General features: G+C 61.3%; 23 protein-coding genes. 8 read left to right on the plus strand and 15 right to left on the minus strand.

What is annotated here, in order from left to right:
• Positions 1 to 109 precede the first annotated feature (109 nt).
• The 3 genes from plsB to PSH57_RS23215 are packed head-to-tail and all read left to right on the plus strand — an operon-like array spanning position 110 to position 3,784.
• Complete coding sequence (gene plsB / locus PSH57_RS23205) at positions 110 to 2,611, plus strand: glycerol-3-phosphate 1-O-acyltransferase PlsB (protein ID WP_305416126.1); 2,502 nt, start codon at positions 110 to 112, stop codon at positions 2,609 to 2,611.
• Between the two features lie 51 nt (positions 2,612 to 2,662).
• A complete protein-coding gene (locus PSH57_RS23210; RefSeq protein ID WP_047227547.1) occupies positions 2,663 to 3,061 on the plus strand; it encodes a YbaY family lipoprotein in 399 nt (132 codons plus the stop codon).
• Between the two features lie 33 nt (positions 3,062 to 3,094).
• On the plus strand, positions 3,095 to 3,784 hold the full coding sequence (locus PSH57_RS23215) for a DUF4197 domain-containing protein (protein ID WP_305385756.1): 690 nt from the start codon (positions 3,095 to 3,097) through the stop codon (positions 3,782 to 3,784).
• A gap of 159 nt (positions 3,785 to 3,943) precedes the next feature.
• On the opposite strand, the gene PSH57_RS23220 is transcribed toward PSH57_RS23215, so the two are convergent.
• Together PSH57_RS23220 and PSH57_RS23225 are read right to left on the minus strand one after the other, a co-directional pair.
• Positions 3,944 to 7,009 (minus strand): efflux RND transporter permease subunit, encoded by a 3,066-nt coding sequence (locus PSH57_RS23220; protein WP_305416129.1) that lies wholly within the window; start codon positions 7,007 to 7,009, stop codon positions 3,944 to 3,946.
• A gap of 6 nt (positions 7,010 to 7,015) precedes the next feature.
• A complete protein-coding gene (locus PSH57_RS23225) occupies positions 7,016 to 8,116 on the minus strand; it encodes an efflux RND transporter periplasmic adaptor subunit (protein ID WP_305385757.1) in 1,101 nt (366 codons plus the stop codon).
• 94 nt (positions 8,117 to 8,210) lie between these two features.
• Between PSH57_RS23225 and PSH57_RS23230 the strand changes: the two genes are divergently transcribed.
• Complete coding sequence (locus tag PSH57_RS23230) at positions 8,211 to 8,855, plus strand: TetR/AcrR family transcriptional regulator (RefSeq protein WP_305385758.1); 645 nt, start codon at positions 8,211 to 8,213, stop codon at positions 8,853 to 8,855.
• Positions 8,856 to 9,105: 250 nt separating this feature from the next.
• Here the strand turns inward: PSH57_RS23230 and PSH57_RS23235 are convergent, their stop codons facing one another.
• Positions 9,106 to 9,888 (minus strand): class I SAM-dependent methyltransferase, encoded by a 783-nt coding sequence (locus tag PSH57_RS23235; protein WP_305385759.1) that lies wholly within the window; start codon positions 9,886 to 9,888, stop codon positions 9,106 to 9,108.
• Positions 9,889 to 9,979: 91 nt separating this feature from the next.
• Here PSH57_RS23235 and PSH57_RS23240 point away from each other — a divergent pair, with 91 nt between their 5' ends.
• Positions 9,980 to 10,600, plus strand: coding sequence for an energy transducer TonB (locus tag PSH57_RS23240; RefSeq protein WP_305385760.1), 621 nt, complete (start codon positions 9,980 to 9,982; stop codon positions 10,598 to 10,600).
• Between the two features lies 1 nt (position 10,601).
• Here PSH57_RS23240 and PSH57_RS23245 read toward each other — a convergent pair whose 3' ends face one another.
• From PSH57_RS23245 to ppc, 7 genes are all read right to left on the minus strand, one after another.
• The gene (locus PSH57_RS23245) at positions 10,602 to 11,300 is read right to left on the minus strand and encodes an extensin-like domain-containing protein (protein WP_305385761.1); all 699 of its coding nucleotides are present in this window, start codon (positions 11,298 to 11,300) and stop codon (positions 10,602 to 10,604) included.
• Positions 11,301 to 11,316: 16 nt separating this feature from the next.
• Positions 11,317 to 12,138, minus strand: coding sequence for an isocitrate lyase/PEP mutase family protein (locus PSH57_RS23250; RefSeq protein WP_305385762.1), 822 nt, complete (start codon positions 12,136 to 12,138; stop codon positions 11,317 to 11,319).
• Positions 12,139 to 12,171: 33 nt separating this feature from the next.
• Positions 12,172 to 13,032 (minus strand): DUF72 domain-containing protein, encoded by an 861-nt coding sequence (locus tag PSH57_RS23255; protein WP_305385763.1) that lies wholly within the window; start codon positions 13,030 to 13,032, stop codon positions 12,172 to 12,174.
• A complete protein-coding gene (locus PSH57_RS23260) occupies positions 13,032 to 13,340 on the minus strand; it encodes a hypothetical protein (RefSeq protein ID WP_305385764.1) in 309 nt (102 codons plus the stop codon). The genes PSH57_RS23255 and PSH57_RS23260 overlap by 1 nt, the downstream gene beginning before the upstream one ends.
• A gap of 260 nt (positions 13,341 to 13,600) precedes the next feature.
• Entirely contained in the window at positions 13,601 to 14,278 is a 678-nt protein-coding gene (gene tsaB / locus PSH57_RS23265; RefSeq protein WP_305385765.1) for a tRNA (adenosine(37)-N6)-threonylcarbamoyltransferase complex dimerization subunit type 1 TsaB, read from the minus strand.
• A 94-nt stretch (positions 14,279 to 14,372) separates the two neighbouring features.
• Complete coding sequence (gene adk / locus PSH57_RS23270) at positions 14,373 to 15,023, minus strand: adenylate kinase (protein WP_305385766.1); 651 nt, start codon at positions 15,021 to 15,023, stop codon at positions 14,373 to 14,375.
• Positions 15,024 to 15,313: 290 nt separating this feature from the next.
• On the minus strand, positions 15,314 to 17,944 hold the full coding sequence (gene ppc / locus PSH57_RS23275) for a phosphoenolpyruvate carboxylase (protein WP_305385767.1): 2,631 nt from the start codon (positions 17,942 to 17,944) through the stop codon (positions 15,314 to 15,316).
• 189 nt (positions 17,945 to 18,133) lie between these two features.
• Between ppc and PSH57_RS23280 the strand changes: the two genes are divergently transcribed.
• The 3 genes from PSH57_RS23280 (at position 18,134) to lptF (ending at position 20,102) form a co-directional block, all read left to right on the plus strand.
• Positions 18,134 to 18,478, plus strand: a complete 345-nt coding sequence (locus tag PSH57_RS23280) for a pilin assembly protein (RefSeq protein WP_256232310.1) — start codon at positions 18,134 to 18,136, stop codon at positions 18,476 to 18,478.
• Positions 18,479 to 18,848: 370 nt separating this feature from the next.
• Positions 18,849 to 19,262: a DUF4398 domain-containing protein gene (locus tag PSH57_RS23285; RefSeq protein ID WP_047227532.1), complete on the plus strand. Its 414-nt coding sequence runs from the start codon at positions 18,849 to 18,851 to the stop codon at positions 19,260 to 19,262.
• 51 nt (positions 19,263 to 19,313) lie between these two features.
• Positions 19,314 to 20,102: a lipotoxin F family OmpA-related lipoprotein LptF gene (lptF, locus tag PSH57_RS23290; RefSeq protein ID WP_305390462.1), complete on the plus strand. Its 789-nt coding sequence runs from the start codon at positions 19,314 to 19,316 to the stop codon at positions 20,100 to 20,102.
• Positions 20,103 to 20,295: 193 nt separating this feature from the next.
• Here the strand turns inward: lptF and PSH57_RS23295 are convergent, their stop codons facing one another.
• The 5 genes from PSH57_RS23295 to PSH57_RS23315 form a co-directional block, all read right to left on the minus strand.
• Positions 20,296 to 20,625, minus strand: a complete 330-nt coding sequence (locus PSH57_RS23295) for a PA3694 family proteiin (protein WP_047227531.1) — start codon at positions 20,623 to 20,625, stop codon at positions 20,296 to 20,298.
• Entirely contained in the window at positions 20,622 to 21,527 is a 906-nt protein-coding gene (locus PSH57_RS23300; RefSeq protein WP_305385768.1) for an alpha/beta hydrolase, read from the minus strand. The genes PSH57_RS23295 and PSH57_RS23300 overlap by 4 nt, the downstream gene beginning before the upstream one ends.
• 89 nt (positions 21,528 to 21,616) lie before the next feature.
• Positions 21,617 to 22,894: a flavohemoglobin expression-modulating QEGLA motif protein gene (locus PSH57_RS23305; RefSeq protein ID WP_305385769.1), complete on the minus strand. Its 1,278-nt coding sequence runs from the start codon at positions 22,892 to 22,894 to the stop codon at positions 21,617 to 21,619.
• A 36-nt stretch (positions 22,895 to 22,930) separates the two neighbouring features.
• Entirely contained in the window at positions 22,931 to 23,485 is a 555-nt protein-coding gene (locus PSH57_RS23310; RefSeq protein ID WP_305385770.1) for a hypothetical protein, read from the minus strand.
• Positions 23,486 to 23,642: 157 nt separating this feature from the next.
• Positions 23,643 to 24,359 (minus strand): TetR/AcrR family transcriptional regulator, encoded by a 717-nt coding sequence (locus PSH57_RS23315; RefSeq protein ID WP_092401296.1) that lies wholly within the window; start codon positions 24,357 to 24,359, stop codon positions 23,643 to 23,645.
• Between the last annotated feature and the right edge of the window lie 98 nt (positions 24,360 to 24,457).

A 24,457-nucleotide genomic window follows, 5' to 3' on the forward strand; every position in this document is an offset into this window, starting at 1 on the left:
ACAGACGCAAAAACTCTCAACTGACTTTACTTCGGCGCTTTTTTGCCGATTTTCGACGAATCCGGCACACTAGCCGCCGCTTTATCTTATCCACTCATGCAGAAGCCGTATGACCCGCTCCCCGTTCCGCCGTCTTGTGTTTGGCACCCTGCGCCGACTGTTGTACCTCTGGGTTCGCTCCGAGACGATCAACCAGTCGTCCTTCACCCTCAACCTCGACCGCAGTCGTCCGGTGTTCTACGTCCTGCAAGATCCTTCGCTCACTGACCTGGCGGTGCTCGACACCGAGTGCACCAAGGCTGGCCTGCCCCGTCCGGTGCTGCCGGTCTCAGTGGGTAACTTGCTGGAACCGGCGGCGTTTTTCTACCTGACCCCGGCGCCGGACTGGCTCGGCCGACAGGACAAACGTGGCGCGCCGCCGCCCCTGACGCGGCTGGTCAATGCCCTGACCCACAACGCCGCCGAAGACGCGCAGATCATCCCGGTCAGCGTGTTCTGGGGGCAGTCGCCCGACAGCGAATCCAGCCCGTGGAAACTGTTGTTCGCCGACAGTTGGGCCGTCACTGGCCGCCTGCGGCGCTTGCTGAGCATCATGATCCTGGGGCGCAAGACCCGCGTGCAGTTTTCCGCGCCGATCCATTTGCGCGAACTGATCGAACACGACAAGGGCCACGAACGCACCGTGCGCATGGCCCAGCGGATCCTGCGGGTACATTTTCGCAATTTGAAAGCGGCGGTCATTGGCCCCGACATTTCCCACCGACGCAATCTGGTCAAGGGCCTGCTGAACCAGCCGCTGGTCAAGCAGGCGATTGCCGACGAGGCCGAACGGGAAAAAATCTCCCCGGAAAAAGCCAAGGCCCAGGCCCTGCGCTACGGCAACGAAATCGCCTCGGACTACACCTACACCGCGATCCGTTTCCTGGAAGTGGTGCTGAGCTGGTTCTGGAACAAGATCTACGACGGCATCAAGGTCAATCACATCGAAGGCGTGCAGAAAGCTGCCCAGGGCCACGAAGTCATCTATGTGCCGTGTCACCGCAGCCATATCGACTACCTGCTGCTGTCGTACCTGCTGTTTCGCAACGGCTTGACCCCTCCGCACATCGCCGCCGGCATCAACCTCAACATGCCGGTGATCGGCGGGCTGTTGCGCCGTGGCGGGGCTTTTTTCATGCGCCGCACCTTCAAAGGCAACCCGCTCTACACCGCGGTGTTCAACGAATACCTGCACACGCTGTTCACCAAAGGCTTCCCGGTGGAGTATTTCGTCGAGGGCGGTCGCTCGCGCACCGGACGCATGCTGCAACCCAAGACCGGCATGCTCGCCATCACCCTGCGCAGCTTCCTGCGCTCATCGCGCATGCCCATCGTGTTCGTGCCGGTCTACATCGGCTATGAGCGTGTCCTCGAAGGCCGTACCTACCTGGGCGAATTGCGTGGAGCGAGCAAGAAGAAAGAATCGATATTCGACATTTTCAAGGTCATCGGCGCCCTCAAGCAGCGCTTCGGCCAGGTGGCGGTGAACTTCGGCGAGCCGATCAAACTGACGGAGTTTCTCGACGGCGAACAGCCGGGCTGGCGCCAACAGGACCTGGGCCCGCAATTCAAACCGGCCTGGCTCAACGCAACCACCCACCGCCTCGGCGAGCGGGTGGCGCGGCACCTGAACGAAGCGGCGGCCATCAACCCGGTCAACCTGGTCGCCCTGGCGCTGCTGTCCACCAGCCGCCTGGCGCTGGACGACCGTGCCATGGCCCGGGTGCTGGACCTGTACCTGGCGTTGCTGCGCAAAGTACCGTACTCGCCCCACACCACGTTGCCCGAGGGCGATGGACGAGCGCTGATCGAGCACGTCAAAGGCATGGACCTGCTGTCGGAACAGAGCGATGCCCTGGGCAAGATTCTGTATCTGGACGAGCAGAATGCCGTCCTGATGACCTACTACCGCAACAACGTGCTGCACATCTTCGCCCTGCCGGCGTTGCTGGCGAGTTTCTTCCAGAGCACCTCGCGAATGAGCCGCGAACAGATCCTGCGCTACACCCGCGCCTTGTACCCCTATCTGCAATCGGAATTGTTCATTCGCTGGTCACTGGAAGAACTGGACGCCGTGGTCGACCAATGGCTCGAAGCGTTCGTCGAACAAGGGCTGCTGCGTTTCGAAAAAGACCTGTACCTGCGCCCGGCCCCGAGTTCGCGGCATTTCGTGCTGCTGACCCTGTTGTCCAAAAGCATCGCGCAGACCTTGCAGCGCTTCTACATGACCGTCTCACTGCTGCTCAACAGCGGCCAGAACAGCATCAGCGCCGAAGAACTGGAAGACCTCTGCACGGTCATGGCCCAGCGCCTGTCGATCCTGCACGGTCTGAACGCACCGGAATTCTTCGACAAGAGCCTGTTCCGGCATTTCATCCAGACGATGCTGGACCTGGACGTGCTGCGCCGGGACGAAGCGGGCAAGCTAAGCTATCACGAGCTGCTGGGTGAACTGGCCGAAGGTGCGGCCAAGCGGGTCCTGCCGGCGGAGATCCGTTTGTCGATCCGTCAGGTGGCGTTGCATCGCAGTGAAGATGCGGCAGATCAGGTCACCCCGGTGGCTGCGGACTGACTCCCACAGGCGCCAGGTTTTCTCTGGCGCCCTCAATATGGAAATGCCCTCATGAAAAAGCTTCTTCTCGTAGCCGTTGCCACGCTACTCAGTGCCTGCTCCAGCGCACCGCTGGCGAGCAAAAACAGCCTCGACGGCGAAGTGTTCTACCTGCAGCGCATCGCCCTGCCGCCCACCGCGGTCTTAAGCGTGAGCCTGCAGGATGTGTCCCTGGCCGACGCCCCCGCAGTGGTGCTCGATGAACAGAGCGGCCCGGTAAAGGGTCAGGTCCCGCTGCCCTTTCACCTCAGCTATGATCCGGCACAGGTCAAGCCCGGCCATCGCTATGCCGTGAGTGCGCGCATTGAAGTGGACGGCCAGTTGATGTTCATCACCACCGAACAACACACCGTGCAGCTCGATGGCAAAGATCCCCAGCCGTTGAAGATCCGCGTCAACGCCGCACGCTGATTTCCCTTTCAAATTTTCTTCAAGGAAGCTGCCATGCTCCGCTCTACGCTCCGTTTCACCAGCCTGTGCGCCAGTCTGTTGTTCTGCGCCAACACCATGGCCCTGTCCCTGGCTGACCTCTCGCAGAAAGACGCCACCGGCGGCCTCAAGGACGCACTGACCCAAGGCGCCCAAGTAGCGGTCAAGCAACTGGGCACTCCCGGTGGCTTCAGCAACAACCCGGACGTGAAGATCGAACTGCCGGGCAAGCTCGGTAAAGTCGCCAGCAAGATGAAAGCCTTTGGCATGGGGGACCAGGTCGAACAACTGGAAACCAGCATGAACCAGGCCGCTGAAGCTGCCGTCGTCCAGGCTCAGCCGATCCTGGTCAATGCTGTGAAGAACATGAGCGTGAGCGATGCCAAGGGTATCCTGAGCGGCGGCAACGATTCAGCCACGCAGTACCTGAACAAGAGCAGCCGCGAGCAGATTCGCGCCAAGTTCCTGCCCATCGTCAAGCAAGCCACCGACAAGGTTGGCCTGGCGCAGAAATACAACACGTTCGCAGGCCAGGCCGCGACCTTCGGTGTACTGGACGCCAAAAGCGCCAACATCGAAAACTACGTGACCGAACAGGCATTGGACGGTTTGTTCGAGATGATCGGCAAGCAGGAAGCCACTATCCGCCAGAACCCTGCGGCGGCGGCGAGCAGTTTGGCCAAGAAGGTTTTCGGGACTCTCTGAGCCGGGGTTTTCAATCAGCATCTTGATTGCCTGTAACACCCTCTTCGCGAGCAAGCCCGCTCCCACATTTAACCGCGTTCCTCCCTTGGAATACGGTCGAATGTGGGAGCGGGCTTGCTCGCGAAGGCGGCGGCACATTCAACAATGAGCCTGCGGTTATCAGGTCTTCTTGACCCTGAACCACGCCGCATACAACGCCGGCAGGAACAACAGCGTCAACGCCGTCGCCACGATCAGCCCGCCCATGATCGCCACCGCCATCGGGCCAAAGAACAGGCTGCGTGACAGCGGGATCATCGCCAGTACCGCCGCCAGCGCGGTAAGCACAATCGGGCGGAACCGTCGCACAGTCGCTTCGATGATCGCCTGCCACGGGGCGAGCCCACTCTTGATGTCCTGTTCGATCTGGTCCACCAGGATCACCGAGTTGCGCATGATCATCCCCGACAAGGCGATGGTGCCCAGCATGGCGACGAAACCGAACGGCTGGCGGAACACCAGCAGGAACAGCGTGACCCCAATCAGCCCCAAGGGCGCCGTCAGGAACACCATGGCCGTGCGGGAGAAACTGCGCAGTTGCAGCATCAACAACGTCAACACCACGACGATGAACAGTGGCACGCCGGCATTCACCGATTGCTGGCCTCGGGCCGCGTCCTCTACCGTACCGCCCACTTCCAGCAGATAACCGTCGGGCAACTCGGCGCGAATCGGGGCCAGGGTCGGGAATATCTGCTGCACCAGGGTCGCCGGTTGTTCCTTGCCGTAGATATCGGCCCGCACGGTCACACTTGGCAGGCGATTGCGGTGCCAGATCACGCCTTCTTCAAAGCCGTACTCCAGCGTCGCGATCTGCGACAGCGCAACGCTTGTGCCATTGTCGGTCGGCACCGCCAGGCTCGGCAGCAGCGACAACTCGGTGCGCTCATGCACCGTACCGCGCAGCAGAATCTCGATCAGTTCGTTGTCTTCCCGGTATTGGCTGACGCTGGAGCCGGTGAGGGAGCTGCGCAAAAAGCTCGACAGGTTAGCCGTACTCACACCCAACGCTCGGGCGCGGTCCTGATCGACGTTCAGGTACACCACCTTGCTCGGCTCTTCCCAATCCAGATGCACGTTGGCCACGTAGGGGTTTTCACGAACCTTGGTCGCCACTTTCCGCGCCTGGGCCCGGACTTGTTCGATGTGCTCACCGGTCACGCGAAACTGCACCGGATAACCAACCGGCGGGCCGTTTTCCAGGCGCGTGACCCGCGAGCGCAGGGCCGGGAATTGCTCGTTCAACGTGGTGATCAACCAGCTGCGCAGCGGCTCGCGGTCTTCGATAGTCTTGGCCAGCACCACGAACTGGGCGAAGCTGGGTGCCGGCAGTTGTTGATCCAGCGGCAGGTAGAAGCGCGGTGAACCGGTGCCGACATAAGCCACGTAGTTGTCGATGCCCGCGTGGTCTTTGAGCAGCGCTTCAAGGCGCTCGACCTGCTCAGCGGTGTTGCTCAGGGAAGCGCCTTCGGCCAGCTTCAGGTCGACCATCAGCTCAAGTCGCCCCGAGGCCGGGAAAAACTGTTGCGGCACAAAACGAAACAGCGCCACCGATCCCACAAATAACAGCACGGTCAACACGATGACGGTTTTGCGCCGCCGCACACACCACTCCACCAAGCGCCGGACACGCTGGTAGAACGGCGTGCCGTAGGGGTCGAACTGGCCATCAGCGGTGCCGTGTTTGGCCGCATGAATTTTCGCCAGGTCCGGCAGCAGCTTTTCCCCCAGGTACGGCACGAACACCACGGCGGCCACCCAGGAGGCCAGTAGCGCCAGGGTGACAACCTGGAAAATCGAACGGGTGTACTCGCCGGTGCCTGATTGCGCCGTGGCGATCGGCAAGAAACCCGCTGCGGTGATCAATGTACCGGTGAGCATCGGGAATGCCGTGCTGGTCCAGGCATAGCTGGCGGCCTTGATCCGGTCGAAACCCTGCTCCATTTTGATCGCCATCATCTCGACCGCGATGATCGCGTCATCCACCAGCAGACCCAACGCCAACACCAGCGCGCCAAGGGAAATCTTGTGCAGGCCGATGCCCAGGTAATACATCGCGGCGAAGGTCATCGCCAGCACCAGCGGAATTGCCAGGGCGACCACCATCCCGGTCCGCAGCCCGAGGGAGAAGAAGCTCACCAGCAACACGATCGTCAACGCTTCCACCAGCACCTGAACGAACTCGCCAACACCGGTTTTCACCGCCGCCGGCTGGTCCGAGACCTTACGCAATTGCATGCCGGCCGGCAGGTTGTTCTGGATACGGGCGAATTCGGCCTCCAGGGCCTTGCCCAGGATCAGAATGTCGCCGCCGTCCTTCATCGCCACGGCCAGACCAATGGCATCTTCGGCCATGAAGCGCATGCGCGGGGCCGGCGGATCATTGAAACCGCGATGCACATCCGCGACATCGCCGATACGGAACGTACGATCAGCGACACGAATGGGAAAGTCGCGGATCTCTTCTACTGTCTGAAAATTTCCCGATACCCGTAATTGGATTCGCTCGCTGCCGGTTTCGAAAAAGCCTGCGGTCGATATTGCGTTCTGCTCTTCCAACGCCTGCTGGACGGCAGCCAGCGGTACGCCGAGGGTCGCCAGCTTCACGTTCGACAGTTCGATCCAGATTTTTTCGTCCTGCAACCCCAACAGTTCGACCTTGCCCACATCCTTGACCCGTTGCAGCTGGATCTGGATGCGATCGGCGTAATCCTTGAGCACGCCGTAGTCAAAACCATCGCCCGTCAGCGCATAGATATTGCCGAAGGTGGTGCCAAACTCATCGTTGAAAAACGGCCCCTGGATGCCCGGCGGCAAGGTGTGACGGATGTCGCTGACTTTCTTGCGGATCTGATACCACAACTCGGGAATCTGCGCCGAATGCAGGGAATCGCGGGCCATGAAGGTCACCTGGGATTCGCCCGGGCGGGAGAACGAGACGATTCTTTCGTAATCGCCGGTTTCCATCAGTTTCTTTTCGATGCGTTCGGTGACCTGGCGAGAAACCTCCTCTGCCGTGGCCCCCGGCCAGTTGGTGCGAATGACCATGGCCTTGAAGGTAAACGGCGGGTCTTCGCTCTGGCCGAGCTTGGTGTAGGAAAGCGCGCCGACGATTGCCAGCAGCAACATCAGGAACAGTACGATCTGGCGATTACGCAGCGCCCATTCGGAAAGATTGAAGCCCATCGGGGATTACTCCTTGGCCGCCAGATTGACCACGCGGTTGGAGCGATCCACCGGCCGCACCTGCTGGCCGTCGAGGAGCACGTGTACACCGGCTGCGACGACCCAGTCATTGGGGCTCAGCCCTTCAAGCACGGGTACGGTTTTTTCGCCAAAAGGGCCGACGCGCACGGGGGCTTTTTTCAGGGTGTTATTGCCGTTGACGACCCACACGTACGTGGCGCCGTTCTCGGCGGTGAGTGCCGACAGCGGCACCGACAGCGACACCTGGTCGCCGGTCTGGACAAACACTCGGGCACTCTGACCCAGCTCAGCGGGAACACTGCCGGCGGTGAACGCCACGCGAGCGGCGAAGGTACGGGATTTGGGATCGGCGGCTGGCGACAGTTCGCGAATGCGTCCGCTAAACCGCTGATCAGGCTGGCTCCATAGCTCGACCGAGACCGGCTGGCCAATCTTGAACCGGCCAAAGCCCTGCTCCGGCAGACTGATCAGCACTTCACGCTCGCCGTCGGTGGCGAGGGTGAATACGGTTTGACCGGCCGACACCACCTGCCCAACCTCCACGGAACGCCGAGCCACCACGCCATCCTGGGGCGCACGCAACACCGAGTAACTGGCCTGGTTGCTGGCGACATCGAATTCAGCCTTGATTTGCTTGAGCCGCGCGGCACCGGAGCGGTAGAGGTTTTCTGCGTTGTCGTACTGGGAGCGGCTGACCATCTGCCGTTCCATCAAGGTTTTGTAGCGATCACGTTCAGCGCGTACCAGGTTCAGGTTGGCTTCGGCGGCGGCGACCTGGGCGCGGGTCGCTTCCAGTTGCAGGCGCACATCCTGGGGATCGAGCTCGGCCAGGGGCTGGTTAGCCTTGACTCGCTGGCCCTCTTCGACCAACCGTCGGCTCACTTTGCCGCCAATGCGAAAGGCCAGATCTGGCTCGAAACGCGCCCTGACTTCACCCGGATAACTCTCCGTCGCCTGGCCCGAAGGCTCTGGCTGCACCACCATGGCGGGGCGCACGGCAAGGGGCACCGGTTCGTCCTGACCACACGCAGACAATAAAAAAACCAGGCTCACTGGCAGGGCGAGGGGCAAGGCATAGCGGAACATGGCGAGTGACCTTTCGCTAATGGTGCTTGGAATAATTATACTGACGAGTATGTTATTAATAGCAAACTCACCAGTCCAGTATTAAAAGCGAAGAATGTCGAACAATCTTTCACCTCCTAACGGCCCAGGCCGTCCGAAGGATCTGGCTAAGCGCCAGGCCATCCTCGATGCGGCAAAAAAACTCTTTGTGAGCCTGGGGTATGCCAACACCAGCATGGACGCGGTCGCCACCGAGGCAGGCGTGTCGAAGCTGACGGTCTACAGCCACTTCAACGACAAGGAAACGCTGTTTTCCGCTGCCGTGGTGGCCAAGTGTGAAGAGCAAGTGCCGCCGCTTTTCTTCGAATGGCCAGACGGCGTACCGATCGAACATGTGCTGTTGAACATTGCCCGTGGTTTTCACCAACTGATCAACAGCGACGAATCGGTGAACCTGCATCGGCTGATCATGGCCTTGGGCAGCCAGGACCCGCAGCTGTCGACGATCTTCTTTGAAGCCGGGCCGCAACGGATGCTCTCAGGCATGGAAAGGCTGCTGACCAAGGTCAACCAGAGCGGAGCCCTGTGCATCGAAAAACCGCGCAATGCGGCGGAACACTTCTTCTGCCTGATCAAGGGCGCGGCGAATTTCCGCTTGTTGTATGGCTGCGGCGCACCGCTGGAAGCCGCAGCGGCCGAGGCTCATGTCGAGGAAGTGGTGGGGTTGTTCATGCGGGCTTATCGGCCACAGATCACCTGATAGATTCTCGCCGACTGGGCGGACCTCATCGCGAGCAGGCTCGCTCCCACACTGGATCTGTGGTGCTCATCAAATCCTGTGGGAGCAGGCTTGCTCGCGAAGACGCCGGCACATTCAACACCTTCACCGACTGACCCACCGCTTTCGCGAGCAAGCCCGCTCCCACAGGGTAAGGTGTAGGTCACAAGCTATGTGGCCTGCACACATCCACTGTGGGAGCGAGCCTGCTCGCGATGCAGGCGACACGGTCTCAGGCCTTGAGCGCCTTCTTGGGATAGATGTCGTAGCGACTGGATTTACCCTCGAGCCCATGGCTCGGCTTCGGCCCTTCGATGCACGGTGCCTTGCGCGGACGCTTGACCACGACCCGGTGAGTCGCCAGGGCCAGGGCCGCAGCCAGCAGCGCCGGAGCGTCCAGGTCGTCGCCCACCAACGGCCGGAACAGGCGCATTTCTTTCTTCACCAGGGCCGTTTTCTCACGATGAGGAAACATCGGGTCCAGGTAGATCACCTGGGGCGGCTCGCCTTGCCAGTTGCGCATCACCTCGATGGAGTTACCCTTGAGCAAACGCATGCGGGCGACGATCGGCGCCACGTCGAAATCCTCCGCGCCTCGGGCCAGGCCATCCTCAAGCAATGCGCCGATCAGCGGCTGGCGCTCGATCAGGCTCATTTCACAACCCAGGCTGGCCAGCACAAACGCATCCTTGCCCAACCCGGCCGTGGCATCCAGCACACGCGGACGGACGCCCTGGGCGATACCGACGGCCTTGGCGATCATCTGGCCGCTGCCGCCGCCGTATAACCGGCGATGGGCCGCGCCGCCTTCGACGAAGTCCACCCGCACCGGGCCCGGCGCGTCCGGCCCCAGTTGCTGCAACTGCAACCCCTGCTCACCGACCTGCAAGGCAAACTCGCCATCGCCGCCCTGCAACGGCAGGTCAAGGCGCTGTGCCCAGTGCTCGGCCTGCGGCTGGAAGGCCGGAGCCAGAGCCTCGACATGGATGCGGCAGGCCGCGGGTTGTTCATTCATGGAAACATGCTCAAAAAATTAAGGATCGGCAAAAACGGCCGATAACAACGGTGAACGGCATTTTGCCAGAGCTGAGCGTCGACCGAGAAAAATGTCAGACATTCAATCCACATCGATAGGCGTCATCTCCCCTTACGGCGATTACAGCCTGCGCAACACCCAAGCCCTGAGCGGCGTCAGTCACCTGTGGCAGGATTTTTTTGCCCGGGCCCTGGCCGATCAACTGGGTGACAACGCACCGGCGCCTGGCAGCTACCAGCCAGTTGCTCTCGATGAGGCTGTTGAACCGACCCTCGGCGCCGAATTGCTCGAGCACATCGTCAGCCAGCGTAACTGCCAAGTGACAGAAACCCCGGTCAAACCGCCTGAGCCGCTGTTCCTGCCAATCGCTGAATTTGAACTCGACCTGCTGGACAAACCCTTCCCGCCGTTCCCGCCGGAAGAAATCGCCACCCAGCAAAAACAGCAGAGTTTCGAAAGCAACTGGGTTCGTCCCCTTGTTCTTGCCGCCGGCCAAGCGCTGCCAGAACCTGGCCCGGCACCACAGCCGCGGCCATTGCACCTGCCGATTGCCGAGTTCGAACTGGACCTGCTGGACAAGCCGTTCCCGCCGTTCCCGGAAGAGGAGCTGGTGGCACAGCAGAAGCAACTGGACTTCGATACCCGCTGGGCACGCCCGATCGTGTTGCAGAACCTGCGCATCGCCGCCTGAGTCAGCGGCAAATCCACCAGGGCCCGACATCCAGATGAAAATGGTTGCGGTGCGCCGCGTTGTAATCCGGGCTCAAGACCACACTGAACATGTCACAGGCACCGTCGCGCACCTGGCGCAGGAATTGGGCGTGGCTGTTGTCCTTTGGCCAGTCCTTGAGCACGCTCACGCGGCGGCCGTCCGCCAGGCGAAACCCGGCGATATCCAGCGCACTGGCCGTGGCATGCTGGCTGCGCGCGCCGCTCTCACGACCGTACATGTTGCGACAGGCGAAACTGCCCAGGTGATCGACTTGCACCACTTTCTGCCCATAGGTCGTCAGCGCCGCCGGCTGCAACGCATGACGTTCAAATAAGGCGAACGCAACCGCCAGCGGGCAACTGGCGAGGAAACTGCTGCTCAACGCCACCTCGCCGCCCTGCACCCTCAGCACATTGCTCAGCGGACAGTTGGCCTGGGGACTGCTGTCGGCCTGGCGAGTGACCCGCAACCCCGAGGTCGCGAGCGCCTGGTCGCACAGTTGCGGATCGTTGCGCAGGGCCATGAGTTTGTAACGGGTCAGCAGGTTCGGCGGCGTATTGACGTCCAGGGGCGCCCAGGGATTCCACTGCGGTGGCACCGACAGCCAGCCGCGCCACACCCCCAGCACTGCGACGCCAACGACCAGCACCAATAGCAAAAAACCTTTCAAAACCCGCACGACAATGCCTCGGGCCTCAACCCTTGAATAGCTGGTTGGCCTGGTTGAAGGGCATCGAACGACGGGTGAAGGTGAACGAGCCCTGCTCGCGGATTTCCTCGGCGGCGCGGAAGAACTCGCCATACGCCGCCAGCGCGAGCGCGGACCCGACACTGATGCGCTTGACGCCCATCTCACTCAACTGCGCGACCGTCAGGTCCAGCGCCCCGGACATCAACACATTCACCGGTTTCGGCGCCACCGCCTGGACCACCGCAAGCACCTGTTCGGCCGAGCTCAACCCCGGTGCATACAGCACGTCGGCATCGGCGTCAGCGAAGGCCTTCAAGCGTCGAATCGTGTCATCCAGATCCGGATTGCCGTGGAGGAAGTTTTCCGCCCGGGCGGTCAGCACAAAGGGATACGGCAAACTGCGCACCGCGTCGGCCGCGGCTTTAACCCGCGCCACGGCCTGCTCGAAGCCATAGATCGGGCTGTCTTCGCGCCCCGTGGCATCTTCGATCGAGCCACCCACCGCACCGGCCTGCGCCGCGCGGATCAGGCTGCTGGCGCACGCTTCGGGGGCGTCGGCGAAGCCGTTCTCCAGATCGACCGCCACCGGCAGGTCAGTGGCCGCCACAATCGCCCGGACATTGGCCAGGGTGTCATCCAGCCCCGCCGCACCATCGGGCCGTCCCAGGGAAAAAGCGTAACCGGCACTGGTGGTGGCCAGGGCCTCGAAGCCGAGGCTGGCAAGCATCTTTGCCGACCCGGCGTCCCACGGGTTGGGAATGACGAACGCGCCCTCGCGTTCATGCAGGGCTTTGAACGCCTGGGCTCGACGGGTTTGCGCATCCATGGAAATCGCTCCTTGGCAGAGGAAATTTTCGCCTCAGAGCAAACCCAGTTGCTCGGCGGCGGGCTCTCTGTATAGCTCAGGCAGGGCCGGCAAGCCAGGCAAACGGCTCATCAATCGGCGATGAAAGTGTTGCGCGAGTTTAGCCGCCAGCAAGTTGTCGGCGGTGTGCAGAAAGATATAAGGCGTGCGCCCTTCTTCGATCCACCCGGCGATTTTCTCCACCCAGGGCGTCAGGAACGGCTCGTTGGCCTCCAGCACCGGATGGCCGATGAAGCGCACCTGCGGGCAGTGGGTGAACGCGGTCGGCCGGGGCGGTACGCGCGGTTTTTTCGATTGGGCATGGAGCACGGCAGGATCGGTCGAGGTGCAACTGAACAATGCCCGGGGATCCAGACAGATGCGTTCCACGCCGCGATCAAGCAGCAGGCGATTGAGCTGTCGTTCGGCATCGCCCTTGGCAAAGAAGTCCGCGTGACGGACCTCAACGGCCAAGGGGCGCTCAAAGGCGTCGATGAAACCCGCCAGCTCCGCCAGACGATTCGGGGTAAAGGCCTTGGATAGCTGCAACCAGAACGGTGAAACCCGTTCGCCCAGGGGGCTGAGCAATTGCACGAAGGTTTCGATGGCCGTCAGGTGTTCGCGCAAATCGCCATTGTGGCTGATGTCACCAGGTAACTTGGCGGTGAAGCGGAACTGCTCGGGCATGGTCTCGGCCCAACGCTGTACGATGGCCGCAGAGGGGCTGGCGTAGAAGGTCGTATTGCCCTCCACGGCGTTGAACACTTGAGAATAGAGTTTCAGGAAATCGGAGCTTTTGGCGTCCTGGGGATAAAGATAATCGCGCCAGGCGTTTTCGCTCCAGGACGGGCAGCCCAGGTAATAAGGCAACCCCATCAGATGTAGAGGTCGAGTCCCAGCACTTCCATATCCCAATCAACGAAGCCGGCAGTGCTCAGGTAGCTGGCCAGGGCCGTGGACACACTGCGGCTCATGGCGCGGTGATAAAGCATGTCTTGTTGACGGGCGGGAAGGTTGCTCAGGCGTTGCGCCGAGGCTTTGGCAGCGCGGGCGGCCAGTTGCTCTTCGGACGGAAATTCCAGTTCGCCATTGACGTCATCGAAAGACTCATCCGCAGCGACATTGCTGGCACGAGGCCTGCGTTTGATGGGGTAGGACTGGGATGAAACGCCGTCTATACGCATAACAGAATGCTCGGTATCAATGATGGCAATTTAGCGGCACTTTCACTGCCGCGCAAATGCGCAAGTGATAACTAGAGCACATAAAGTCAAAAAGGTTTAAAAACGGCTCGAAAAAGTGACGACTGGCAATATTGGGCGTGACTTTTGGGGAGCAAATGACGTTGTGGGAGCAAGGCTTGCCCGCGATGAAGATGACGCGGTCCGCCGGGGAACCGAGGCGCCCGTATCGCGAGCAAGCTTTGCTCCCACAAAGGCTGGGTTTAGCGCTCGGATTTGGGTGTTGCAACCTTATCCCGCAAGTACACCGGTTGCGCATCGTCGGCCGGGATGGCTTCGCCGCGCTCCCAGGCGAAGCGTGCCAGGGTCAGCAGGTCTTCGGCGTGCGGCAGCATTGAGGCGTCCTGACCGCTAAGGGTGACGGCAATCCGCTCGCCGTAGCCCCAACCGGTGCCGGCGCCGAACCAGTCGCCGCTAGCGTTGGCAGGCAAAGCCGCCGCTTCGGGGGGCAGTACCGCCTCTGCGCCGACCAGGCGCATCTCACCATCGGACTCGCGGTAGCAGCCCCAATACACCTCGTCCATGCGCGCATCGATGGCCGCCGCGACCTGACTGACGCCCTGTTCACGCAAGGCACGCTGGGCGAGTACCGCCAGGTTGGACACCGGCAACACCGGCCGCTCCAGGGCAAATGCCAGTCCCTGCACCACGCCGACGGCAATGCGCACGCCGGTGAACGCTCCCGGCCCACGACCAAAGGCAATCGCATCCACCGCTTGCAAGGTGGTGCCCGCATCGTTGAGCAATTGCTGGATCATCGGCAGCAGCTTCTGGGCGTGCAAGCGCGGGATCACCTCGTAATGGCTCGTGACCTTGCCGTCGTGCAGCAAGGCAACGGAGCAAGCTTCAGTCGCGGTATCCAGGGCCAGCAAGGTGCTCATCGGTGTGTCCGTAAATCAGGAGGGGAAAAGTGCGCCAGTATAAACAACTACGGCCCGCAAGCGGGCCGTAGTTGTTTGCTGCACAGCAGACTTTTCAGCTCAGTGCTTCAAGCACCTTGCCGGTGATCGCTTCAACCGAACCAACGCCCGCGATGTGGCTGTACTTGGGCTTGCCCTGGGTCTTGGCGGACAGCGTCTGGTAGAACTCCACCAGCGGCTTGGTCTGGGAGTGGTAGACCGACAGGCGATGGCGCACGGTTTCTTCGGTATCGTCCTTGCGCTGCACCAGCGCTTCACCGGTGATGTCGTCCTTGCCGGCGAGTTTCGGCGGATTATAGACAGTGTGGTAGACACGGCCGGACGGCTCGTGGACACGACGACCGGCAATGCGCTGGACAATCTCCTCGTCGTCGACGGCGATTTCGACGACGTGATCCAGTTCCACGCCGGCCGTGACCAAGGCTTCGGCCTGCGGAATGGTGCGCGGGAAACCGTCGAACAGGAAGCCGTTGGCGCAATCGGCTTGAGCGATGCGATCCTTGACCAGCGCGATGATCAGGTCATCCGATACCAGGCCGCCGGCATCCATGATGCTCTTGGCCTTGACGCCCAGCTCGGTGCCGGCCTTGACCGCGGCACGCAGCATGTCGCCAGTGGAGATTTGCGGGATACCGAATTTTTCGGTGATGAACTTTGCCTGAGTACCTTTACCGGCCCCGGGAGCTCCCAGCAGAATGACGCGCATCGATGTGCTCCTCAATTTTTTTATGTAAACGCTCGGATTCGCCTCGTGGGGCCAATCTCGGAAAACAGGATCGTGACCGCCCAAACGGCCAAAGGCTGATCAAGATACACAGCAGGCCCGACCCACACAAGCCGCCGAAAGTCGAAGGAACCCGCGCCCGACGCGACCTTTGGAGGAGGTGGCGATCGTCGCAACCGGACAACAAACTGTCGCCTGGCCGACCTGCTGCCTCCCCTTCCGGCCCCCGTCCGGGGGACACCGGACGGGCCGTTTCGGTACGCCGCTTAACCTTAGCCGGTGTTGCGCAAACCGGCGGCAATCCCCGCCACAGACACCAGAAGCGCCTGTTCTACGGGGCTGCCCTGGGCAACGTCCTGCTGCCGCGAACGGGCGAGCAGTTCGGCCTGCAACAGGTGCAACGGATCGAGGTAGGTATTACGAAGACGGATGAATTCCAGGGTGTCAGGGCTATGTGCCAGTAGCTGCGACTGGCCAGTCAGCCCCAGGACCACGGAACAGGCCTGCGACAATAGGTCGCGTAAATGCTCACCCAACGGTAACAGCCCAGGCTCCACCAAACGCTCATCATAGGAGCGGGCAATGTCCGCGTCGGCCTTGGCCAGCACCATCTCCAGCATGTCGATGCGGGTGCGGAAAAACGGCCATTGCTCACGCATCTGCCCCAGCAACTCGCCCTCGCCGCGCTCCAGCGCCTTGCCCAGGGCGGTTTCCCAGCCGAGCCAGGCCGGCAGCATCAGGCGGGTCTGGGTCCAGCCGAAGATCCACGGAATCGCCCGCAGGCTTTCGATGCCCCCGGCCCGGCGCTTGGCCGGGCGGCTGCCCAAGGGCAGACGGCCCAGCTCCTGCTCCGGTGTGGACTGGCGAAAATACTCGACGAATTGCGGATTTTCCCGCACCACGGCGCGGTAAGCCTTGACCCCGTCGGCAGCCAATTCATCCATCAAATGACGCCACTGGGCGGTGGGCGGCGGCGGCGGCAGCAACGTCGCTTCCAGCACTGCGGCGAGGTACAGATTGAGATTTTGTTCGGCGATGTCCGGCAGGCCAAATTTGAAACGAATCATTTCACCCTGTTCAGTGGTGCGGAATCGCCCGGCCACCGAACCCGGCGGTTGCGACAGAATCGCCGCATGAGCCGGACCCCCACCACGGCCCACGGTGCCCCCACGGCCATGGAACAACAGGAGTTCGACTTGCTGTTCGCGGCAAATGTCCACCAGCCGTTCCTGAGCCCGATACTGCGCCCAGGCCGCCGCCGTGGTCCCGGCATCCTTGGCCGAATCGGAATAGCCGATCATCACCTCCTGAGGCCCTTGCAGCCGCGAGCGATAGCCCGGCAGCAGCAATAATTGCTCGATCACCGGCCCGGCGTTGTCCAGGTCTGCCAGAGTCTCGAACAGCGGCACCACCCGCATGGGTCGCAACACACCCGACTCTTTCAACAGCAACTGCACGGCCAGCACATCGGAAGCCGCGCCGGCCATGGAGATCACGTAAGAACCCAGGGACGCCGCCGGCGCCGCAGCCACTTCCCGGCACGTGGCCAGAACTTCCGCCGTATCGGCCGACGGTTTGAAATGAGCCGGTAGCAGCGGACGCCGGTTGTTCAGTTCCTCCAGCAAAAAGCCGATGCGCTGCTCCTCGCTCCAGTCCTCATAGCGGCCCAGACCCAGGTAGTCAGTGATTTCGGTCATGGCGGCGCTGTGGCGCGTGGAGTCCTGACGCACATCGAGCCGCACCAGGAACAAACCGAAGGTCACCGCCCGGCGCAGGCAATCGAGCAGCGGCCCGTCGGCGATCACGCCCATGCCGCACTCGTGCAGGGACTGGTAGCAAAGCTCCAGCGGGTCCAGCAGTTCGCGATTGTTCTGCAACACATCGGCAGAGGCTGGGGTGCTGACTTTAAGGGATGCCTGGGCCCAATTGCGCGTGGCGCGCAGGCGTTCACGCAATTGTTTGAGCACGGCACGGTAGGGTTCCGCGCTGTCACCGGCCTGGGCGCGCAAAGCCTCGCTGGCTTTTTGCATGGACAGCTCAGCCGCCAGGTGATCAACGTCGCGCAGGTACAGGTCCGCCGCCATCCACCGCGCCAGCAACAGCACTTCGCGGGTCACTGCGGCGGTGACATTGGGGTTGCCATCCCGGTCGCCGCCCATCCACGAGGCAAAACGGATCGGTGCCGCCTCCAGCGGCAGGCGCAAGCCGGTGGCGGCATGCAGGGCCTGATCAGCCTTGCGCAGGTAATTGGGAATGGCCTGCCACAGCGAATGCTCGATCACCGCAAAGCCCCACTTGGCCTCGTCCACCGGGGTCGGCCGGGTGCGGCGTATTTCTTCGGTATGCCAGGCTTCGGCGATCAGCCGTTGCAGGCGTTCGTGGATCTGCGCGCGCTCGGCACTGGTGAGGTCGCGGTGATCCTGGGCCGCCAGTTGCGCGGCGATAGCGTCGTACTTCTGGATCAGCGTGCGCCGGGCCACTTCCGTGGGGTGGGCGGTCAGCACCAGCTCGATTTCCAGCCGTCCCAATTGCCGCGCCAGGGCCTCAGCGCCATGCCCCTCGGCCCGCAATCGAGCGAGCAGTTCAGGCAGCACCCGCGCCTCGAACGGTGCCGGCTTGGACTCTTCGCGCCGGTGGATAAGTTGGTATTGCTCGGCGATGTTGGCCAGGTTGAGGAACTGATTGAACGCCCGCGCCACCGGCAGCAGTTCGTCTTCGCCCAACTGGTTGAGGCTGGCGCTGAGTTCGGCGTCCATGGAGCCGCGTCGATCGGCCTTGGCGCCCTTGCGGATCTGCTCGATCTTGTCGAGAAACTTATCCCCGTACTGTTCGCGGATGGTGTTGCCCAGCAGCTCGCCGAGCAGGTGAACATCCTCGCGCAAGCGTGCATCGATATCGGTCATCAGCAGTTCTCCAGCAAAAGGTCCGGACAGCTCTTGAGTTAGACGTTGAACAGAGAGTGCCGACGCAAGGCGTTTATGACAAGCGACGAAGGGACATTAAACCTTGTTGGACAAAGCTAGTCTCATGAATAAGCCACACAACGGCTTGTCACTCTGCGCGCCTGCCATCCGCGGGCTATTGAGGTCATCATGAAGATCCGTGAGCTCGCCCAGCACTGGGAAGAAAATGCCAAGGGTTGCCTGACCCAAACCGGCTACACGATTCACCTGGACGTGGAGGCCGCCGCACGACTGGCGGCGATCTGCGACATGTACCCCAAGCGCCAGCCCGAGGAGCTACTCGGCGAATTGATCGGGGCGGCGCTGGAAGAACTGGAAGCGAGCTTCCCTTACATCAAGGGCTCGCAAGTGGTGGCCACCGATGAAGAAGGTGACCCGCTCTACGAAGACGTCGGCCCGACCCCGCGCTTTCTCGCGCTGTCGCGGCGTCATCTGCATCAACTCTCCTCGCAGAACGACAAGTCCAAGCACTGAGTGATGTAGGAGCTGTCGAGCGAAGCGAGGCTGCGATCTTTGCCCAGAGCTTGAGTCTCAAGCGAAAGATCAAAAGATCGCAGCCTTCGGCAGCCCCTATACGCGTCATCCCCCCAAAAAACGCCCATCCCTCAGGCCCTGAATACCGCCGCGCGCCTTGAAAGTTCAGCTTTTCTGGCGTTGACCAATCAGTCAGTAATTCTTTTGGCGATTGGCCATCCCTCGCTGAACTTTTGAAAAACGCCTCGGGTCACACCGAGTAACCATACTGGAACGGTCGTTTAAATAAACACGTCCTGGCGCCAGCGCCGAAACAGACGTCACGGCTTCGGTCCCAGCATGGATCTGTAGTTTTTTCAGGAGTTTTCCAATGGAGTTGAAGCCTATGAATACCTGCACTGCCAAACCCTCATCCACTGGCCTGCGCGGCCTGAAGTTGGCTGCCCTGGCTATCGGTAGCAGCTTCATTCTCGCCGGTTGCGCCGGCAACCCGCCTTCGGAGCAATACGCAGTGACCCAATCGGCGGTCAACAGCGCCGTCAGCGCCGGCGGTACCGAATTCGCCGCCGTGGAAATGAAGTCGGCCCAGGACAAGCTCAAGCAGGCCGAGATCGCGATGCACGACAAGAACTATGAAGAAGCCAAGCGTCTGGCCGAGCAGGCCGAGTGGGACGCCCGCGTCGCCGAGCGCAAGGCCCAGGCCGCCAAGGCCGAACAGGCGCTCAAGGATTCCCAGAAAGGGGTTCAGGAACTGCGTCAGGAAGGCATGAACAAGCTTCAGTAAGCCGTTCACGCCACGACGTACTTCTCATTGATAAAAGGACGACAGACTATGATGCACAAACATTTGATGATCCCCGCCCTGCTGGCCGCCTGCGTATCGCTGGCCGCGTGCTCCACCGATCCGAACGCGAATCTGGAACAGGCCCGGACCAACTATAACGGCCTGCAAGCCGACCCGGCGGCGACCAAAGTTGCCGCGCTGGAAACCAAGGACGCCGCCGACTTCCTGGCCAAAGCCGACAAGGCCTACATGGACAAGGAAGACGAAGCCAAGGTTGACCAACTGGCCTACCTGACCAACCAGCGCGTGGAAGTGGCCAAGCAGACCATCGCCCTGCGCACCGCCGAAGCCGAGCTGAAAAACGCGGGTGACGAACGCGCTCGCGCACTGCTTGAAGCCCGTAACGCGCAGATCAAGCAACTGCAAGACAGCCTCAACGCCAAGCAAACCGAACGCGGTACGCTGGTGACCTTTGGTGACGTGCTGTTCGCCACCAACAAGTCCGAGCTGCGTTCCAGCGGCCTGGTCAACGTGAATAAACTGGCGCAGTTCCTCCAGGAAAACCCCGACCGTAAGGTGATTGTCGAAGGCTACACCGACAGCACCGGCTCGGATTCCTACAACCAGTCGCTGTCCGAGCGCCGCGCCAGCTCCGTACGTATGGCACTGGTGAAAATGGGCGTCGACCCGGCGCGCATCGTGACCCAGGGTTATGGCAAGGAATTCCCGGTGGCTGATAACTCCAGCGTTTCCGGCCGTGCGATGAACCGTCGGGTGGAGGTGACCATCTCCAACGACAACCAGCCAGTCGCCCCGCGCTCGACCATGAGCGCCAACTGATCGGCTGACTGCAACTGAAAAAGCCCCGCCTGACTTGATCAGGCGGGGCTTTTTATCGGCCAACACATTTCCCCTTGTGGGAGCGGGCTTGCTCGCGAAGGCGTCGGATCAGCCACCTATACAGTGACTGAAACACCGCCTTCGCGAGCAAGCCCGCTCCCACATTGGATCGCTGACATTCACATGATCAGGCCTACGGCTCAAGCTTCTGCGGCGTCTCTTGCCCCATGCACCGCACCGCACGCTTCTTCTCATTGATCAGCACGCCGGTCAGGCCTTTCTGTTCGGTGTCGAACAGCACCAGCACACCGTCAATGCATTGGGCGACCTGTGGAGCAGGCTCCAGGGCGACTTTGTAATCTTCGCCCGGCACGGTCTTGAGCATCGTGAACTCGTTGAGCAGCAACGCATCCTCGGGTTTGGCGAAGTGCAGGTAGCCGTAGTACCAGAGCACCGCGACGGTGCCGAGGATGCTGCAGATACCGGTGATAATCAGGGGGATGGCGTTACGTTCTTCGCTCATTGCGGGCTCTCTGAAGATTCAACAGATGATTTCGGATAATTCGGGATCTCACCCAGGCGGCGCAGGCCGTCGAAGTGCCTGGGGTCGTCGAGATAGCGCAGCATCACCGTTCGCCAGACCGGGTCGGCGAATGTCTGCACGTGTCCACCGCGAGTCAATTGCAGGACCCGGGGCGGCGGCGCAGCTTGATACAGACGGATGCCGTTGGAAAGAGGCACGATGGGATCATCGAGGCTGTGGTAGATCAATTTCGGTACGCCCTTCAATTGCGCCACCGAGCCGATTGCACTGTCACCGTCCGGCACCAGCCAGGACAGCGGCACCTGCAATGCCCAGGTCAGCCATGAAGTACTCAGGGCGAACCGCCCCACATCGCGATAACTGGCGGGCACACCATCGAGCACCAGGGCCTTGAGTTGCGGCTGACGCTCGGGATGATCGGCCAGGTAATGCACCGCCAGCGCGCCGCCCAGGCTCTGGCCGAGCAACACCAGCGGCTTGCCTTGAACCTGAGGCGCCTGGTCGAGCCATTTGAACGCCGCGTCGATGTCCTGATAGATCGCCGGCAGGCTCGGCTCGCCTTCAGACAGACCGTAACCGCGGTAGTCCACCATCAACACCTGGTAGCCCTGCTCCGGTAACCACCAGCTTCCCCCCAAGTGCCAGGCCAGGTTGCCGCCGTTGCCGTGCAAGTGCAGGACGGTGCCCTTGACCTCCACACCTTGTTTGACCGGCAGCCACCAGCCGTGGAGCCTGACACCGTCGGCGGTGGTCAGGGTGACGTCGCGGTAATCGAGCTTGGCCCGCTCTGGGGTAAAAGGCAGGCCGCGTTCGGGGTAGAACAGCAGGGAACTGCAACCGCTCAGGGTCAGCAGCAGGCATAAGATGCCGAGGGTTCGCATCCGGTGAAACCTCGCAAAAAATCAGAATTGGAACACCATCCCCCTGTGGGAGCGGGCTTGCTCGCTCCCACAGGGGGACGGTGTTGTGCTTAAAGGATATTGGAATAATCCGCTTCGATCCGGTCCAGGCTCAGGTGGTTCAGGAAGTTGGAGAAACACATCCAGGCCGACAGCGCGTTCATGTCGCGGAACTGTTCCGGCAGATACTTGGGCGGCACGACCAGGCCTTCATCCACCAGTTGGCGCATCGTGCGCATGTCTTCAAGGGTGGTTTTGCCGCAGAACAGCAGCGGCACCTGCTCCAGCTTGCCTTTGCGTACGGCCAGCTGAATGTAGTTGTAAACCATGATGAAGCCCTTGAGGTAGGACAAGTCTTTGGTGAATGGCAGACCAGTCGGCACCGAGCCACGGAAAACCCGGCTGGCGTTGCCGTAGCTTTCGCCCATTTCAAAGCCTTGCTCACGGAAGAACTCGAATATCTGCAGAAAGTCCGCCCCCTCCTCCACCATGTGAATGGCCCGGGTGCGATTGGTCAGCTTGCGCAGGCGACTTGGGTAAGAGGCGAAGGTGATGATCTCCATCAGGATTGCCAAGCCTTCCTGGGTCACCGTGGACGAGGGTGGGCCCTTGGACAGGAAGGTGCAGATCGGCTGATTCAGGCCGTTGAGGGTAGTGCCGACGTGTACCAGGCCTTCATGGACTTCCAGGGCCCGAACGTCACGGTCGTTGAACATCGCATCGGTACGGATCTTGATGTAGTCGGCGCCGGCCGCCGCATCGGCCACGATCCCGTCGGACTCGAACACCCGGATGGTTTCCTCGGCTTCGCCGAAGACCCGGTTGAGTCGATGCTGCAGCAGGCTGACAGCGTCCTGGGCGGTCAGAATCTTCGGTTCGTCCTTCAGGTCACCACGACCGTCGATGTTGTTCAGGTAATCGGACAACATCAAGCCCAGATCAGCCAGGGTCGGGTCGCCGGCATGGAACGCATCGGAGGCAGCGCCATACAACTCCTGGGAGATCAGCCCGAAATCCTCGGTGCCACGCGCTTCGAGCATGCGCACCACCATGCGGTATTCCTTGCACATACGACGCATGATCTGGCCGACCGGGTTGAACTGCCCGAGCTGACGGGTGATGTCGCGTTCGATGTTCTGGAATTCCAGCTTCACTTTGCTGGAGTCAAAAGCCAGCGGCCGGTTGAGGTAGTAGTCGCGGTCCACGGCGGGCATTTCCTTACCCTTGGCCTTGAGAAACCCCTTGCGAATGCTCTCGTCCCACTTTACTGCGTCGAGGATGCGAATCGGCGTTTGCGCCAGCACAATGCGATCGGACAAGGTGCGTATCGTCTGCTGGTAATCGTCCACCCGTAACTCCTGTGAAAAAACGTCCGCTTGTTGCAATTATTGGGATTTGACCAGCCGCTGGTAGCGCACGGCCTCCGAGAACACATCGGAGTTGGCCGGGTCGTCGAGGTAACGGAAAACCGTGCCCATGTCGCTGTCCACCAGCACGCCGTCACCTTCTTCGCTCTGGTTCGGCTGGCCACTGAGGATCTTCTGGCCGATGGCCTGGTTGATCTGATCCATATCCAGGTTGTAGATCACCAGTTCCTGCTTGTCGGTCAGCTCGAAACCGGCGATCACGAAATGTCCTCCATAGCGGGCTGGCACCTTGGCCGACAGATACCAGCGGCTGCCGTGACGGGAGACGGTCACCGGGATGGCTTCGCGCTCCAGAGGCTTGGCCCTGAAGTAGGTGACGGCTTGATAACGGCGCGGGCCCACTTCGGCCAACTCCAGGTTGAGCGGCTCGCCCCAGGCGTTGGTGCTGGTCCAGTGGCCGACCAGGCCTTGGGGCGCGGCTTCGCTGTCGGGCAACGGTGCCTTGAAGGACACCAGGCAACCACTGAGCAGCAGCAACGACACGGCCATTACAACGGCACGCCAGGCTTTCATTTGAACTCCCTATGGTAGGCGCCTTGTCCTTACATGTGGCAGCAGGTGTGTGGGAGCAAAGCTTGCTCGCGATGAAGGCACTTCGATCTATCGAGAGACCGCGTTATCGTTCATCGCCAGCAAGCTTTACTGCCACATAGCCTACGCCCACAAGGGGTTATACCGAGGCCAATACCAGATGCATGTAGCGGGTCAGGATGCCGAGCATTTCTTCTGCCGCTACCGGCTCGGCGCCATTGAGCAAGCCTTGATATTCCATCCGTCCGATAATCGCCGTCAACACTTTGGCATCCTGCTGGGGTTCGCGCGAGCCTAAAACCTGGAAAAACTGACAAGTGCCGTGCAACAGGATCTGCTGGTGGGAGCGCACCAGCTCCGCCAGACGCGGGTTGAGGAGCGCTTCCTGACGAAATGCCTGTTCCGCCATCAGGTATTCGCGCCGGCTGTGCAATTGATGCTGCACGTAGTCGGCGGTCATCCGGGCGATGTCGTCCGCCAACTGCGAGCGCGATTCGGCGCTGCCGTCTCCGTAGGCGACCATCTCCCGCAGCAGGCCTTCATTGTTGGTCCACAGCTTGGCCATGAACGCTGCGCTGCGCTCCACGTACTGGGCGAAGGTATCGGTGAGCAGGTCATCGATGTCCTTGAAATAATAAGTCGTCGCCGAGAGCGGCACACCCGCTTCGGCGGCCACCGCACGGTGGCGCACCGCCCGCACACCATCGCGCACCACAATGCGCATGGCCGCATCGAGAATCTCCTGGCGACGCTGTTCACTGCCCTGTCGGCTGGCCTTGCGACCCTGGTACTGAACACTTTCAGCGACAGCAGTGGCGACGCCCGCTGCACCTTCTGGAGCCATTGCACGATTCACGACAGGTCTTTCCTCACTATTTCAAAAGTAACCACTTGATACGTTTGTACCAGACAGGCAATAAAAAGCCGCCTGTTCGAGGCGGCTTTTTAATTGAA

Origin of the sequence: Pseudomonas hefeiensis (assembly GCF_030687835.1) — a bacterium.
Taxonomy (GTDB): Bacteria; Pseudomonadota; Gammaproteobacteria; order Pseudomonadales; family Pseudomonadaceae; genus Aquipseudomonas; species Aquipseudomonas hefeiensis.

Bases quoted from the DNA above. Each gene is read 5' to 3' on its own strand.
- plsB (WP_305416126.1), top strand. From the start codon at position 110: ATGACCCGCTCCCCGTTCCGCCGTCTTGTGTTTGGCACCCTGCGCCGA.
- PSH57_RS23210 (WP_047227547.1), top strand. From the start codon at position 2,663: ATGAAAAAGCTTCTTCTCGTAGCCGTTGCCACGCTACTCAGTGCCTGC.
- PSH57_RS23215 (WP_305385756.1), top strand. From the start codon at position 3,095: ATGCTCCGCTCTACGCTCCGTTTCACCAGCCTGTGCGCCAGTCTGTTG.
- PSH57_RS23220 (WP_305416129.1), bottom strand. From the start codon at position 7,009: ATGGGCTTCAATCTTTCCGAATGGGCGCTGCGTAATCGCCAGATCGTA.
- PSH57_RS23225 (WP_305385757.1), bottom strand. From the start codon at position 8,116: ATGTTCCGCTATGCCTTGCCCCTCGCCCTGCCAGTGAGCCTGGTTTTT.
- PSH57_RS23230 (WP_305385758.1), top strand. From the start codon at position 8,211: ATGTCGAACAATCTTTCACCTCCTAACGGCCCAGGCCGTCCGAAGGAT.
- PSH57_RS23235 (WP_305385759.1), bottom strand. From the start codon at position 9,888: ATGAATGAACAACCCGCGGCCTGCCGCATCCATGTCGAGGCTCTGGCT.
- PSH57_RS23240 (WP_305385760.1), top strand. From the start codon at position 9,980: ATGTCAGACATTCAATCCACATCGATAGGCGTCATCTCCCCTTACGGC.
- PSH57_RS23250 (WP_305385762.1), bottom strand. From the start codon at position 12,138: ATGGATGCGCAAACCCGTCGAGCCCAGGCGTTCAAAGCCCTGCATGAA.
- PSH57_RS23255 (WP_305385763.1), bottom strand. From the start codon at position 13,032: ATGGGGTTGCCTTATTACCTGGGCTGCCCGTCCTGGAGCGAAAACGCC.
- PSH57_RS23260 (WP_305385764.1), bottom strand. From the start codon at position 13,340: ATGCGTATAGACGGCGTTTCATCCCAGTCCTACCCCATCAAACGCAGG.
- tsaB (WP_305385765.1), bottom strand. From the start codon at position 14,278: ATGAGCACCTTGCTGGCCCTGGATACCGCGACTGAAGCTTGCTCCGTT.
- adk (WP_305385766.1), bottom strand. From the start codon at position 15,023: ATGCGCGTCATTCTGCTGGGAGCTCCCGGGGCCGGTAAAGGTACTCAG.
- ppc (WP_305385767.1), bottom strand. From the start codon at position 17,944: ATGACCGATATCGATGCACGCTTGCGCGAGGATGTTCACCTGCTCGGC.
- PSH57_RS23280 (WP_256232310.1), top strand. From the start codon at position 18,134: ATGAAGATCCGTGAGCTCGCCCAGCACTGGGAAGAAAATGCCAAGGGT.
- PSH57_RS23285 (WP_047227532.1), top strand. From the start codon at position 18,849: ATGGAGTTGAAGCCTATGAATACCTGCACTGCCAAACCCTCATCCACT.
- lptF (WP_305390462.1), top strand. From the start codon at position 19,314: ATGCACAAACATTTGATGATCCCCGCCCTGCTGGCCGCCTGCGTATCG.
- PSH57_RS23295 (WP_047227531.1), bottom strand. From the start codon at position 20,625: ATGAGCGAAGAACGTAACGCCATCCCCCTGATTATCACCGGTATCTGC.
- PSH57_RS23300 (WP_305385768.1), bottom strand. From the start codon at position 21,527: ATGCGAACCCTCGGCATCTTATGCCTGCTGCTGACCCTGAGCGGTTGC.
- PSH57_RS23310 (WP_305385770.1), bottom strand. From the start codon at position 23,485: ATGAAAGCCTGGCGTGCCGTTGTAATGGCCGTGTCGTTGCTGCTGCTC.